Source organism: Cronobacter sp. HA18003 (assembly GCF_011605905.1).
Lineage (GTDB): Bacteria > Pseudomonadota > Gammaproteobacteria > Enterobacterales > Enterobacteriaceae > Cronobacter > Cronobacter sakazakii.
Genome location: NZ_JAANQO010000023.1, coordinates 353,541 through 367,618, shown reverse-complemented (window position 1 = coordinate 367,618; position 14,078 = coordinate 353,541). Strand labels below are relative to the sequence as shown.

9 protein-coding genes are annotated in these 14,078 nt (G+C 58.0%); 6 read left to right on the top strand and 3 right to left on the bottom strand.

Going from position 1 to position 14,078, the window contains the following annotated elements; all coding sequences use genetic code 11:
* The first annotated feature begins 10 nt into the window (after positions 1 to 10).
* Positions 11 to 1,141: a 23S rRNA (guanine(1835)-N(2))-methyltransferase RlmG gene (rlmG, locus tag G6041_RS15680; RefSeq protein ID WP_012125917.1), complete on the top strand. Its 1,131-nt coding sequence runs from the start codon at positions 11 to 13 to the stop codon at positions 1,139 to 1,141.
* A gap of 454 nt (positions 1,142 to 1,595) precedes the next feature.
* Here the strand turns inward: rlmG and G6041_RS15675 are convergent, their stop codons facing one another.
* Entirely contained in the window at positions 1,596 to 3,614 is a 2,019-nt protein-coding gene (locus tag G6041_RS15675) for an NADPH-dependent 2,4-dienoyl-CoA reductase (protein WP_012125916.1), read from the bottom strand.
* 178 nt (positions 3,615 to 3,792) lie between these two features.
* Positions 3,793 to 5,190 (bottom strand): putrescine aminotransferase, encoded by a 1,398-nt coding sequence (gene ygjG, locus G6041_RS15670; RefSeq protein ID WP_032988954.1) that lies wholly within the window; start codon positions 5,188 to 5,190, stop codon positions 3,793 to 3,795.
* A gap of 410 nt (positions 5,191 to 5,600) precedes the next feature.
* On the opposite strand from ygjG, the gene G6041_RS15665 reads away from it, so the two are divergent.
* The 3 genes from G6041_RS15665 to G6041_RS15655 all read left to right on the top strand — a co-directional run bounded on the left by G6041_RS15665 (position 5,601) and on the right by G6041_RS15655 (position 10,195).
* Positions 5,601 to 6,488, top strand: a complete 888-nt coding sequence (locus G6041_RS15665; RefSeq protein ID WP_032988953.1) for a diguanylate cyclase — start codon at positions 5,601 to 5,603, stop codon at positions 6,486 to 6,488.
* A 191-nt stretch (positions 6,489 to 6,679) separates the two neighbouring features.
* The gene (locus tag G6041_RS15660) at positions 6,680 to 8,203 is read left to right on the top strand and encodes a methyl-accepting chemotaxis protein (protein WP_004385797.1); all 1,524 of its coding nucleotides are present in this window, start codon (positions 6,680 to 6,682) and stop codon (positions 8,201 to 8,203) included.
* Between the two features lie 444 nt (positions 8,204 to 8,647).
* Positions 8,648 to 10,195, top strand: coding sequence for a methyl-accepting chemotaxis protein (locus tag G6041_RS15655; protein ID WP_004385795.1), 1,548 nt, complete (start codon positions 8,648 to 8,650; stop codon positions 10,193 to 10,195).
* A gap of 35 nt (positions 10,196 to 10,230) precedes the next feature.
* Here the strand turns inward: G6041_RS15655 and G6041_RS15650 are convergent, their stop codons facing one another.
* Entirely contained in the window at positions 10,231 to 10,764 is a 534-nt protein-coding gene (locus G6041_RS15650; RefSeq protein WP_032988952.1) for a PadR family transcriptional regulator, read from the bottom strand.
* 239 nt (positions 10,765 to 11,003) lie between these two features.
* Between G6041_RS15650 and G6041_RS15645 the strand changes: the two genes are divergently transcribed.
* Positions 11,004 to 11,768, top strand: a complete 765-nt coding sequence (locus G6041_RS15645; RefSeq protein ID WP_012125909.1) for a siderophore-interacting protein — start codon at positions 11,004 to 11,006, stop codon at positions 11,766 to 11,768.
* A gap of 123 nt (positions 11,769 to 11,891) precedes the next feature.
* Entirely contained in the window at positions 11,892 to 14,045 is a 2,154-nt protein-coding gene (locus G6041_RS15640) for a YgiQ family radical SAM protein (RefSeq protein ID WP_012125908.1), read from the top strand.
* Positions 14,046 to 14,078: the final 33 nt, after the last annotated feature.

The following is a 14,078-nucleotide window of genomic DNA, read 5'->3' as shown; positions in this document are numbered from 1 at the left end:
GGGAGGGCCGATGAGCCAGGTGGAGTTACTTAATCAAACACTGACGCTGCAGCGTTTTCCGCCAATGCCGGAAGAGACGCCGCTGCAGGCCTGGGAGGCAGCGGATGAATACCTGCTGCAACAGGTCGAACAGCCCTCCGGTCCGGTACTGATTTTCAATGACAGTTTCGGCGCGCTCGCCTGTGCGCTGGCGGAGGTGCGCCCGGTCAGCGTTAACGATTCGTTCATCGCCCACCAGGCCACGCGCCACAACCTGCGCCTGAACGATATCGACGACTCTCTCGTGACGATGCAGGACAGCCTGAGCCCGCTGCCCGACGCACCCGAGCTGGTGCTGATGAAAATCCCGAAACAGCTCGCGCTGCTGGAGCAGCAGCTGCGCGCGCTGCGAAAAGTAGTAACGCCGCAGACGCGCATTATCGCCGGCGCCAAAGCGCGCGATATTCACACCTCAACGCTTACGTTGTTTGAGAAAATTTTAGGGCCGACCACCACGACGCTCGCCTGGAAAAAAGCGCGCCTGATTCACTGTGCCTTCAGCGCCCCGGCGCTTGCCGACGCGCCTGAAACCTTAAGCTGGAAGCTCGACGGCACGCCGTGGACGATTCACAACCACGCCAGCGTGTTTTCCCGCACGAGTCTCGACATCGGCGCGCGCTTCTTTATGCAGCACCTGCCGGAAGCGGTGGAAGGCGAGATGGTGGATCTCGGCTGCGGCAATGGCGTGATCGGCCTGACGCTGCTGGCGCAAAACCCGCAGGCGAAGGTGCGGTTTGTCGACGAGTCTTATATGGCGGTGGCTTCGAGCCGTCTGAACGTTGAAACCAATCTGCCGGAGGCGATGGAGCGCTGCGAGTTTCAGGTGAATAACGCGCTGACGGGCGTGGAGCCGGAAAGCTTTCACGCGGTGCTTTGCAACCCGCCGTTCCATCAGCAGCACGCGATTACCGATCATATCGCCTGGCAGATGTTCCAGGACGCCCGCCGCTGCCTGAAATGGGGCGGCGAGCTGCGCATCGTCGGCAATCGCCATCTCGATTATTTCCGCAAGCTGAAGAAGATTTTCGGCAACTGTACGACCGTCGCGACCAACAATAAGTTTGTGGTGTTGAAGGCGGTGAAGTTGCGTAAAAGCCGCTGAGAAGGGCGGTTAACGCGAGGTTTGTGGGGTGGTGGGTGCGCTTCGCTTACCCACCCTACACAATTTGAGGGTGCCTCGATCGTAGGGCGGGTAAGCGCAGCGCACCCGCCATCACAGAAAGTAAGAGGACCGGTGAGGCAGGGTAAATATATCAGGGTAGGAAACGCGTTCCGTTCGCCATAATGTCTTTTTTATATGGACGCTTTCCTCACGCGAACGTGCAAAGGGGGCTCGCCGCCGCCCCCTTTGCAATCCCGGCTCCCGGCGGAAATCGGCCCTCATGGGCCGATTTTTTTTAGCCGGAGTAAAACCATCCACCTTGCCGTCCGCGTTGTGGCCGGGGAAAAACGGTGGGTGCGCTTCGCTTACCCACCCTACATAATTTGAGGGTGTCTCAATCGTAGGGCGGGTAAGCGTAGCGCACCCGCCATCACCACCGCACCCGCCCTATGCCTTAAATTGCCAGCGCCAGCAGAGTGCCCTGGGCGATGGCGCGGCGGGCGTCGAGCTCCAGCGCCACGTCGCAGCCGCCAATCAAATGCACCGGCTTGCCCATCGCGCGCAGCGGCGCCGCGAGCGCCTGTTGCGGCTCCTGGCCCGCGCAAATAATCACGTTATCCACTTCAAGCACCTGCGCTTCGCCGTTGATCAACACATGCAAACCACGATCGTCGATACGCTGATAACTCACCGCCGGGATCATCTTCACGCCGCGCGCCAGCAGCGTCGCACGATGGATCCACCCGGTCGTTTTGCCAAGCCCGTCGCCGGGTTTCCCGGCGCGGCGTTGCAGCATCACAATCTGGCGCGGGCTCTTCGGCAACACCGGCCCTTCCGGGCGCAGGCCGCCCGGCGCGTTAAGGCTGGTGTCGATGCCCCATTCCACGCAAAATTCGGCGATATTCTGGCTGGTGGCTTCTCCCGGCTGGCTTAAATACATCGCGGTATCAAAGCCGATGCCGCCGCAGCCGATAATCGCCACGCGCTGCCCGACCGGCGCTTTATCGCGCAGTACGTCGAGATAGGTCAACACGCTCGGATGCTCGATGCCGTCGATATCCGGCACGCGCGGCACAATGCCCGTCGCGAGCGCCACCTCGTCAAACGCCGCCAGCATCGCGGCATCGACGCGCGTGTTAAGCGCGAGCGTCACGCCGGTCACTGCCAGCATCCGGCGGAAATAGCGCAGCGTCTCGTAAAACTCCTCCTTGCCGGGGATCTGTTTGGCGATAGTAAACTGCCCGCCAATCTCCGCGCTGGCGTCAAACAGCGTCACCACGTGCCCGCGCTGTGCGGCATTCACCGCAAACGAAAGCCCCGCCGGGCCCGCGCCCACCACCGCCAGCTTTTTCGGCGTGCGGGCAGGCACAGAGACCATTTCTGTTTCATGACAGGCGCGCGGGTTCACCAGACACGACGTAATTTTGCCCGCGAAAATCTGATCGAGACACGCCTGGTTGCAGCCGATGCAGGTATTAATTTCCGCCTCGCGCCCGCTCGCGGCTTTGGAGAGCAGCTCGGCATCGGCCAGAAACGGCCGCGCCATCGAAACCATATCGGCATCGCCCGCGGCGAGAATCGCCTCCGCCACGTGCGGATCGTTAATGCGGTTGGTCGTCACCAGCGGCAGACGAGTCAGCCCGCGAAGTTTACGCGTCACCCAGGTAAACGCGCCGCGCGGCACCGGTGTGGCAATCGTCGGAATGCGCGCCTCGTGCCAGCCGATGCCGGTATTCAGCAGCGTCGCGCCCGCGGCCTCGACGGCGCGGGCAAGCTGCACGGTTTCATCGAAGGTCGAGCCGCCTTCGACGAGATCCAGCATCGAGAGACGATAAATAATGATAAAGTCCTGGCCCACGCGCTCACGCACCGCGCGCACGACGTCAACGGCGAAGCGCATCCGGCGGGCGTAATCGCCGCCCCATTCGTCCTCGCGATGGTTGGTGCGCGCCGCCAGAAACTGGTTTATCAGATAACCTTCCGAGCCCATGATCTCCACGCCATCATAGCCAGCCTCGCGCGCCAGCGACGCGCACCGTGCGAAATCCTCAATCAGCGCGAGTATTTCGTCATGGGTCAGTTCATGGGGCGCAAAGCGGTTGATCGGCGCCTGTAAGGGCGACGGCGCGACCGGGTGCGGCTGATAGCTGTAGCGCCCGGTATGCAAAATCTGCAGCGCGATTTTGCCGCCTTCGCGATGCACGGCGTCGGTAATGACACGATGATGGGGCAGGTGATGCGCGTCATTGAGCACCGCGCCGCCCTGAATCGCCACGCCGGAGGGCGACGGCGCCACGCCGCCGGTGACAATCAGCGCCACGCCGTGACGGGCGCGCTCGGCGTAAAAGGCCGCCAGTCGCCGCGCGCCGTCCGGGTGCTCCTCAAGCCCGGTATGCATCGAGCCCATCAGGACGCGGTTTTTCAGCGTGGTAAAGCCAAGATCGAGCGGGGCGAACAGCGACGGGTAACTCATGATTGCACTCATCCAGTGTAAAATAATTGTTATGTGGTCGGATGAGTTAATGATTAAGCGATCGACGGCCAAAAGGGAAAGAGACAATCCGCTGATTGTGATGGCAATCAAATTTCAGACGCGGGGGAAAAGGCGACGCGCCTTCGTCGGATGAGAACGAAGACGCGCTGCCTGAGGGTTAGCTTTCGGTGGCGACCGCCGTTGTGCTCTGGGCGGTGCTGAGCGTCTCAAGCGCCCTACGCGCGGCAGTGAGTACCTGCTCGCACTGCTCAATGGTCAGCGTCAGCGGCGGCTCAATGCGGATCGTTTTGGCGTTGTTGAGCGTGCCCGCCACCAGCACACGCTGGCGGAACATCTCGCTTGCGAAGCGGTAGCCAGTTTCGTTATCGACAAACTCAATAGCCATTAACATCCCGCGTCCGCGCGCCTCCTGCACCAGATGCGGGTATTCACGCGCCAGTTGACGGAAGCCGTCCAGCAACATGTCGCCTTTCTGCTCCGCCTGGGCGGGCAGGTTTTCTTCCAGCAGGACATGAATAGTGGCGAGCGCCGCCGCGCAGGCGAGCGGGTTGCCGCCAAACGTGGTGGTATGCAGGAACGGGTTGTCGAACAGCACCGAGAACACCTCTTCCGTCGCCACCGTCGCGCCAATCGGCATGACGCCGCCGCCAAGCGCTTTGGCAAGACAGAGAATATCCGGCTGCACGTTTTCATGCTCACAGGCAAACATCTTGCCGGTGCGGCCCATGCCGGTCTGCACTTCGTCGAAGATAAGCAGCGCGCCGTACTCATCGCACAGCTTGCGCACCGCCGGCAGATACCCCGACGGCGGCAGAATAACGCCGCCCTCGCCCTGAATCGGCTCCAGGATCACCGCCGCCACGTCATCGCCGGTTTTCTTGCACTCGCCAAGCAGCTCGCGCAGCGCGTCGATATTGCCGAACGGCACATGACGAAAGCCCGGCAGCAGCGGCATAAACGGTTTGCGAAACGCCGCTTTGGCAGTGGCGGAGAGTGCGCCGAGCGATTTACCGTGGAAAGCGCCGCTCGCGGCCACAAAGGTGAATTTGCCGCGCGGCGACTGGTACGCTTTGGCGAGCTTAATCGCCGCCTCGACCGATTCCGTTCCGCTGTTACAAAAGAAGCTGTATTTGAGTTTGCCGGGCGTCAGCGCGGCGAGGGTTTTGGCGAGCATCGCTCTTAGCGGGTCGAGCAGCTCCTGGCTGTGCAGAGGCTGTTTCGCGAGCTGATTTTCTACGGCGGATACAACAACTGGATTACGGTGCCCCACGTTAAAAATGCCAAACCCACCCAGGCAATCAAGGAACTCCTGTCCCTGGGTGTCGACAAGCGTATTAAGACCTCCCGCCTGCCACTCTACGGCTCCGTAATCCCCGCCAGCGGTGACTGATTTTCGATACTCTAAGAACCCTGGATTGACATGCTGTTCGAAGTAGTCGTGGACCTCCCGGTTAAGTGCTTTCATCTCCTCATGCGTCAGCGTGCGCTTTTCGATGAGATTCAGTGCGTGCGCGGTACAGGCAAGAGCCGAGGCGCTGTTAGGTAACCTGTTCAAAATGTGCCCCTTTGGATCGCGTATCACATGATACCGATGTTAAGTATTGCAGCCTTTACGCCACATCGGTGAAGGGCATGAAAATCGGGATAAACCGCTGTGAAGCCGCGGGGGTGGCGGCACGAAATCATTCTTAAAAAGGCATAGCGGCGCTAAATGCTACCGCCGCGCAAAGCGTCGGGGCGGGCCTGACGACGTGTTGCACCATAACAGGGCGGGGGTGCGCGGCGGCGGCGCATCTGCGAGCAGTTATTTCATCGAATGTGTTTCTGTATATAATTCACAAAAAATATATTTTACCGGCGTTATTACGCGATTTACTGATTTGCCGCCAGGTTATTTTTCACGCGCCTCTTTATTCTTGCGCGTATTCCTGATAGCCAGGGCGGTTATTGTTTTATGAGGTTAGCATGGATTTGCAACAGATAGATTTATCGTTAAAAGAATTAAACCACGCCGTTAAATTACACTATGAGTGGAGCGGCAAATTTTTAGAACTCGTATTATTAGGCAGTGAACCTGATAACACCTTTATACATCCGCAGTCTCATCTTTATTGCCGTTTTCACCATTGGGTTGTCTCGTGCGATAATATTCCTTCCCGCTACGCTCGCTTTATTGGGAATATTAGCGAAACGCATAAAACGATGCATGACTATGCGCGCACGTTAATTCAGTCGATTGCCAGTAAACGGGTGGATTCTGATGAACTCTATGCTTACCACGACGCACAGCAGCAGTTCGTGGCAAGCGTTGATGACTATCGCCAGCAGCTGATCTCACTACGCAACCGTCATGACACGCTTACCGGGTTGCCGCTGCGCCAGTTAATGTATGAAGATTTCGCTTTCCTGCACGCCCATGCGCGCGAACAGACGCTATGGCTGCTGATAATTGATATTGACCGCTTTAAAAAGGTCAATGATACGTATGGGCATAACGCGGGCGATGACGTGCTGCGCGAGGTGGCGCAGCGGTTAAAGACCGAAGCGCGCGGCGGCGAGCGGGTGTATCGCTTTGGCGGGGAAGAGTTCATCGTGCTGCTTGACGCACATACGTCGCAAGCCGCGCGTGAGGCGGGGTTACGGTTCTGCGGCTCTCCTGGTCGGCGTCCGCTGAGGCTCAATGGCGAGACGCTAACGGTGACGGTTACAGGCGGCCTGACATGCGTACGACCGGATGAAACATTGCATGAGGCAATTGGTCGTGCGGACGATGCCATGTATTTCGGGAAAAATAATGGACGTAACCGCTGTATTCTGACGCTCGACGGGCTGATGCGGGAAACGCTGAAATAACCCAGGTGTATTATTCACCATGGTAAATAATCGCGGATATAAATTATCGGCGGCGTGCATAAAAAAATGACCGCGAAATGTTTAATTTGCGAGCTGAATCGTATTTAACAGCTAAAGATAATTTATATATCGCCGACATAACAAGGCAGAAAAAAGATTAACAATTGGATAACCTGCCTAAGGACGCCGTTATGTCTTCTCCGCCGTTCGTGACGCAGCGTGAAGTTACGCTTGCTAACGACACTACGCTTATGTCTACCACCGATCTGCAAAGCTATATCACCCATGCCAACGACGCTTTTATCGAGGTAAGCGGATATACCTCAGAGGAACTGACCGGCAGCCCGCACAATCTGGTGCGTCACCCCGATATGCCCAAAGCGGCTTTCGCCGATATGTGGTACACGCTGAAGCAGGGCGAGCCCTGGACCGGCATCGTTAAAAACCGCTGTAAAAACGGCGATCACTACTGGGTACGCGCCAATGTGGCACCAATGGTGCGCGGCGGAAAAATAACCGGTTTTATGTCGATTCGTACCCGAGCCAGCGCGGAAGAGATTGCGGCGGTAGAGCCGCTTTATAAAGCGCTGCGTGAAGGGCGTAAACCGCGCCGTCTGTTTAAAGGGCTGGTGCTGCGCAACGCCTGGTGGGGCAAACTCCCGGCGGTTCCATTGCGCTGGCGTCTGCGCGGTGTGATGGCGGCGCTGTTTGTGGCCTGGATGGCAGTGATGGCCTGTACGGGCGCACCAATGCTGATTCCGGCGCTCGCGGCGGCGGTGATGTTGCTTCTCGGCGGCGCGGCGCTGGAGTGGCAGATTGTGCGCCCGGTTGAAAATGTGGCGCGCCAGGCGCTGCGCATCGCGACCGGCGAATCGCAAAGTATTACGCATATTAACCGCGTTGATGAGGTCGGCGTGACGCTGCGCGCGGTCGGCCAACTGGGGCTGATGTGCCGCTGGCTGATGAATGATGTCTCAGGGCAGGTCAGCAGCGTGCGCAGCGGCAGCGAGACGCTGGCGCGCGGCAATGACGATCTTAACGAACGTACCCGCCAGACAGTGGTGAATGTGCAGCAAACCGTCACCACCATGAATCAAATGGCGGCGTCGGTGCAGAACAACTCCGCCACCGCGGCGGCGGCCGATAAACTCTCCAGCGAGGCGAGCGACGCGGCGCGTCTCGGCGGTCAGACGATGGAAACCGTGGTCAATACGATGGACGAAATCGCCGACAGCACGCAGCGTATCGGCTCCATCACGGCGCTGATTAACGATATCGCCTTTCAGACTAACATCCTGGCGCTTAACGCCGCCGTGGAAGCCGCGCGGGCGGGCGAGCAGGGCAAAGGTTTTGCCGTCGTGGCGGGCGAAGTGCGTCATCTGGCGAACCGCAGCGCGAACGCGGCCAACGATATCCGCAAGCTGATTGACGCCAGCGCCAGTAAAGTGGCGTCCGGTACGGTGCAGGTGCATGAAGCAGGGCGCACCATGCAGGATATCGTCAACCAGGTGGAAAACGTGACGCGTCTGCTGGGGCAGATAAGCCAGGCCACCACCGAGCAGGCCGACGGGCTTTCCGATCTCACCCGTGCGGTAGCCGAACTGGACGCCATCACTCGCAAGAACGCGGCGCTGGTGGAAGAGAGCGCGCAGGTTTCGTCGATGGTGAAACACCGCGCTGGACGCCTGCAGGATGCCGTCACGGTACTGCATTAATTTTGGTTAAAGGCGGCGCAATGCCGCCTTTTTCTTGCTGGATGACGCTGTAAAATTTGTCAATTTGTGCCCTTTTTACGGTGTGTTATATTGTTGGGTTAATGTTAAAAATAAATTAAATAAATGTATTTAATATAAACCCTTCATTTTAAATTGTTTTTCCCATCTTCCTGAACCCACACATAAAAACGTTTCCGCTTCGTTGTAATTAATTGCGCGATTAAGTGATCTGGCGCACATTTGGCCGATCAATCGCCGCTTATTAATAGCCAATGACTATTGTTTTAATGGTTTCTAAAAGAGAAAAACGATCAAACTCATAAAGTTACAAAACGGCCGGACGATAACGACCTTTGTCGATCCCCGCAGGTTCGGCGGATCACGTTATCCATCGCTGCGATTTCCGTTTCGTCAGCGCAAAATAACCCGTTCAACGGAGTGAATATGTCCATCCGCGATATTAAAATCCGCACAAAGCTTATTTTCGCTTTTGCTTTTTTTATTGTTTTATTACTTATCAGCGCCGGTTTATCACTCGGTAGTCTGAGCCAGGCCAATAATAATATTCAGCAGGTTATCGCTGAGGATTATCCCACGACCGTAAAAGCCAATCAGCTTATTGAAAATTTCCAGAGCTTCGTCAGTACGCAGCAATTAATGCTGATGGACGAAAACCAGCGCTGGACGCAGCAGTCAGAAGCGCAGCTCAGCGCCATTAGCGGGCGTATTGGCGCGCTGCTGGCCGATCTCAATAAAACGCTGACCGATGACGCTTCGCGTCAGGCGCTGGCGCAGATAGCCGAGGTGCGTAAGCAGTACCTGGCGTCGCGGTTTCGCATTCTCGATGCGGTAAAACGCAACGATCGTAATGCGGCGCTGGAGGAGATGATGTCCACCACGGTGGCGCTCCAGAACGAGTACAAATCGCGGGTGCAGGCGCTGATTAAAATTCAGGATAATCATATGCGCGAGGCAGGCGTGACGGTGGCGAAGGATTTCAGTAGCAACCGTGCGCTGACGATTGGCCTGACGCTGTTATGCGTGGTGCTGGGTTCTCTGATGGGCTGGCTTATCGTGCGTGCCATTACGCGCCCGCTCGATCAGGCGGTGCGCTTTGCCGGCGCGATTGCCGAGGGCGATCTCACCCGTTCGGTGGACGTGCAGTCACGCGATGAAACCGGCGTGTTGCTGAATGCGCTGATGGATATGAAGCAGCGTTTGCAGGCCATTGTGCAGGAGGTGCAGTACAGCGCCGAAAGCATCTCCAGCGCGGCGTCGCAGATTGTCGCGGGTAACCAGGATCTGGCCGCGCGCACCGAAGAGCAGGCAAGTTCCGTTGAGCAGACTGCCGCCTCGATGGAGCAGATCACCTCGACCGTGAAAAACACCGCGGATAACACCAGCGAGGCGACGAAACTGTCATCCGAGGCTGCCGATGTGGTGAAACGCAACGGCGAAATGATGCAGCAGGTGACGGACAAAATGCGCGTCATTCGCGGCACGTCGGATCGTATGTCAGACATCATCAACCTGATCGACTCCATCGCGTTCCAGACCAACATCCTGGCGCTGAACGCCGCTGTGGAAGCAGCACGTGCGGGCGAACATGGCCGTGGTTTCGCGGTCGTGGCGGGCGAAGTGCGCCAGCTGGCGCAAAAGAGCGCGTCATCGGCAAGCGAGATCCGCGCGCTTATCGAGGACTCCACAGGCCAGACCCGTGAAGGTATGGAACTGGTGGAAAAAGCGAGCGGCCTGCTGAATGGCATGGTGGCGAACGTCGGAGAGATGGACACGATCCTGCGGGAAATCGCGCAGGCCAGCCGTGAACAGACCGACGGCATTTCGCAGATCAACAGCGCCATTGGCATGATTGACACCACCACGCAGCAGAACTCCGCGCTGGTGGAGGAATCGGTCGCGGCGGCCTCGTCGCTCAATGACCAGGCGCATAACTTAAAAGAGATGATTAAAGTGTTCCGTCTCAGCGCCTGATAAACCGCGGCGGTGGCCTGCCACCGCCGTTATTGCTAGTCGAGCTGGGAAATTTCCAGCGCCGCGCGGTCAATAATCCCGATAATCTGTTTTAACGTCTCCGGGCTGATTTCCGCCTGATTCACTTTCAAATCCAGCACCGCTTTCATGTTATCAAGCGCCCGTTTCATCTGCGGATCTTTACGCAGCTTATGCCCGATGGCGCGCGCCCGCATCCGCGCCTGAATATGATCCAGCGCCTCGCGGTTCTCCCCAAGCCACGCGCGGCCCGCGTCGGTAATCGCGATTTTCTTCCGGCCATTTTCTTCATCGTGCAACACCACAAACCCCTGCGCCTCCAGCGCGTCGAGCGTCGGGTAGACCACGCCGGGGCTCGGCGCGTAGTGGCCTGCGGTCAGCGTTTCGATGGCTTTGATAAGTTCATAACCGTGGCTCTCGCCGGCGCACAGGATATCCAGCATCACCAGGCGCAGTTCGCCGTTGCCGAAAAAGCGCGGGCGGCGATGGCCGTCCGGCCCGTGTCGGCCCTCTCGGCGTGGGGATGAAGGGTGGCGGTCGTCTGAGCGCATGGGTAATCTCCGGTTTAAAACGATATATCTTAACTATATCTTTTTTACTTAAAAATGTCGTTATTAAAACGCCATTAAACTTAAGTGCATGTTTAATAAATAATAAAAATATACCTTTTGCGTGTAGTGCGGTTTTTGCTCAGGCTATCTAAAAAGTGCTTGCCATTTCTGTTGTTGGCAATCATTATCATTTACGACAATTTAGATATATCGAATTTACCGTTTACGTTGGCAGGTTGATGATGAATCAGACAACTCAATTCCCGCAGCGCGTGCGCAACGAACTGCGTTTTCGTGAAATTACCGTGCTTAAAAGCGAGCGCGTCAGCGGCTTTCAGCGCATCGTGTTTGGCGGCGACGCGCTGGCGGGCTTTACCTCGCGCGGCTTCGACGACCATATCAAAGTGTTTTTCCCGCAGGACGGCGCGCCGTTCGTGCCGCCTGAAGTGACCGATGAGGGCATCGTCTGGGCAGGCGACGTGCGCCCGCCGTCGCGTGACTACACGCCGCTGTTTGACGAGGCGAGCCAGCAGTTAACCATCGATTTTTACGTGCATGAGGCTGGCGTGGCGAGCGACTGGGCGGTGGCGGCTAAACCCGGCGACACGCTCTGCATTGGCGGGCCGCGCGGCTCGTTAGTGGTGCCGGAAGATTACGCCTGGCAGCTCTATGTGTGCGATGAATCCGGGATGCCCGCGCTGCGCCGCCGCCTTGAGGCGCTCCGCACGCAGGCGAAACCGGTGCAGGTAGAGGCTATCGTGACGGTGGCGGATGAAGCGCTAAAAGGGTATCTGGCGCACCTCGGCGAATTTAACATCCAGTGGGTCATCGGCCACGACGCGCAGGCGGTGGAAGCGAAACTGGCGGCGCTGACGGTGCCCGAGGACGATTACTACCTCTGGATAACCGGCGAAGGCAAAGTCGTTAAGCGCTTAAGCGAGCCGTTTGAAGGGCGTGTGGATCCCCAGCTGATGCGCGCCGCGGCGTACTGGCACAGCAAGTAATCATGGCGTGTGCGGGAAAGGGCGGTGACGCTTTTTTCCGCAGAATAACCCTTCTTTTTTTGTTGTTTCCGGACGTATAATCGCCGCCCTTTGTCGATTCTTTTGCCTTTTTCCGGAAGCACTATGAGTTCCCTGAGCCTGATCCAGCCGGATCGCGATCTGTTCTCCTGGCCCCAGTACTGGGCCGCCTGTTTTGGGCCTGCGCCCTTTTTACCGATGTCGCGCGAGGAGATGGACCAGCTCGGCTGGGACAGCTGCGACATTATTCTCGTTACCGGCGACGCCTACGTCGATCACCCGAGCTTCGGCATGGCGATTTGTGGCCGCATGCTGGAGGCGCAGGGTTTTCGCGTCGGGATCATCGCGCAACCGGACTGGACGACCAAAGACGACTTTATGCGGCTTGGCAGACCGAACCTGTTTTTCGGCGTCACGGCCGGGAACATGGATTCGATGATCAACCGCTACACGGCGGATCGCAAACTACGCCATGACGACGCCTACACGCCGGATAACGAAGCCGGGAAACGCCCGGATCGCGCAACCCTGGTCTATACCCAGCGCTGCAAAGAAGCCTGGCGCGACGTGCCGGTGGTTCTGGGCGGTATTGAGGCGAGCCTGCGCCGCACTGCGCATTACGATTACTGGTCTGATACCGTGCGCCGCTCGGTACTGGTGGATGCCAAAGCCGACATGCTGATTTTCGGCAACGGCGAGCGTCCGCTGGTGGAAGTGGCGCACCGTCTGGCGATGGGTGAGCCCATTACGTCGATCCGCGATGTGCGTAACACCGCGATTATGGTGAAAGAGGCGCTGCCAGGCTGGGCGGGTGTGGATTCCACGCGTCTCGACACGCCGGGGCGCATCGATCCTATCCCGCATCCGTATGGCGACGATCTGCCGTGTGCTGACGGCAACAAACCGGAAAAACCGGCGGCGAAAGCCGTTACCGTTCAGCCGCCGCGCCCGAAGCCGTGGGAGAAAACCTACGTGCTGCTGCCGTCGTATGAAAAAGTGAAGGGCGACAAAGTGCTGTACGCGCACGCCTCGCGCATTCTGCATCACGAAACCAACCCCGGCTGCGCCCGCGCGCTGATGCAAAAGCATGGCGATCGTTATATCTGGATCAATCCGCCTGCGATCCCGCTTTCTACCGAAGAGATGGACAGCGTCTTTGCGCTGCCGTACCAGCGCGTGCCGCACCCGGCTTACGGCACAAAACGCATTCCCGCTTATGAGATGATCCGCTTTTCGGTGAACATTATGCGCGGCTGCTTTGGCGGCTGTTCGTTCTGCTCTATTACCGAGCATGAAGGGCGCATTATCCAGAGCCGTTCGGAAGAGTCGATCATTAATGAGATAGAAGCGATCCGTGATTCAGTGCCCGGTTTTACCGGCATTATCTCCGATCTCGGCGGGCCGACGGCCAATATGTATATGCTGCGCTGCACGTCGCCGCGCGCCGAGCAGACCTGCCGCCGCCTGTCGTGCGTTTACCCGGAGATCTGCCCGCATATGGATACCGATCATACGCCGACGATCAACCTCTACCGGCGTGCGCGCGATCTCAAAGGCATCAGGAAGATCCTGATCGCCTCCGGGGTGCGCTACGATCTGGCGGTGGAAGATCCGCGCTATATCAAAGAGCTGGCGACGCACCACGTTGGCGGTTATCTGAAAATTGCCCCGGAGCATACCGAAGAGGGGCCGCTGTCAAAAATGATGAAGCCGGGCATGGGCAGCTATGACCGCTTTAAAGCACTGTTCGACACCTATTCAAAGCAGGCGGGCAAAGAGCAGTATTTGATCCCTTATTTTATCTCCGCGCATCCCGGCACGCGTGATGAAGACATGGTGAATCTGGCGCTGTGGCTCAAGCGCCACCGTTTCCGGCTCGATCAGGTGCAGAACTTCTATCCGTCGCCGCTCGCCAGTTCAACCACGATGTATTACACCGGCAAAAACCCGCTCGGGAAAATCGGCTACAAAAGTGAAGATGTGGTGGTGCCGAGAGGCGATCGCCAGCGCCGCCTGCATAAGGCGCTGCTGCGCTATCACGATCCGGCCAACTGGCCAGTTATTCGCGAGGCGCTGGAGGCGATGGGCAAAAAGCATCTGATTGGTTCGCGCCGCGATTGCTTAGTGCCTGCGCCGACGATTGAAGAGATGCGCGCGGCGAAGCGTCACTACCGCAACACGCAGCCCGCGCTGACCAAACACACGCCAGTGAACGTTTCGCGCCAGGGCCCACTGAAAGCGAAGAAAACGGCGCGCTGAGCCCATAAAAAAAGCACCGCTCGCGGTGCTTTT

What these genes read in the sequence shown, in the direction of transcription:
- G6041_RS15665 (WP_032988953.1), top strand. Translation starts at nt 5,601, where the DNA reads ATGGATTTGCAACAGATAGATTTATCGTTAAAAGAATTAAACCACGCC.
- G6041_RS15655 (WP_004385795.1), top strand. Translation starts at nt 8,648, where the DNA reads ATGTCCATCCGCGATATTAAAATCCGCACAAAGCTTATTTTCGCTTTT.
- G6041_RS15645 (WP_012125909.1), top strand. Translation starts at nt 11,004, where the DNA reads ATGATGAATCAGACAACTCAATTCCCGCAGCGCGTGCGCAACGAACTG.
- G6041_RS15660 (WP_004385797.1), top strand. Translation starts at nt 6,680, where the DNA reads ATGTCTTCTCCGCCGTTCGTGACGCAGCGTGAAGTTACGCTTGCTAAC.
- rlmG (WP_012125917.1), top strand. Translation starts at nt 11, where the DNA reads ATGAGCCAGGTGGAGTTACTTAATCAAACACTGACGCTGCAGCGTTTT.
- G6041_RS15675 (WP_012125916.1), bottom strand. Translation starts at nt 3,614, where the DNA reads ATGAGTTACCCGTCGCTGTTCGCCCCGCTCGATCTTGGCTTTACCACG.
- G6041_RS15650 (WP_032988952.1), bottom strand. Translation starts at nt 10,764, where the DNA reads ATGCGCTCAGACGACCGCCACCCTTCATCCCCACGCCGAGAGGGCCGA.
- G6041_RS15640 (WP_012125908.1), top strand. Translation starts at nt 11,892, where the DNA reads ATGAGTTCCCTGAGCCTGATCCAGCCGGATCGCGATCTGTTCTCCTGG.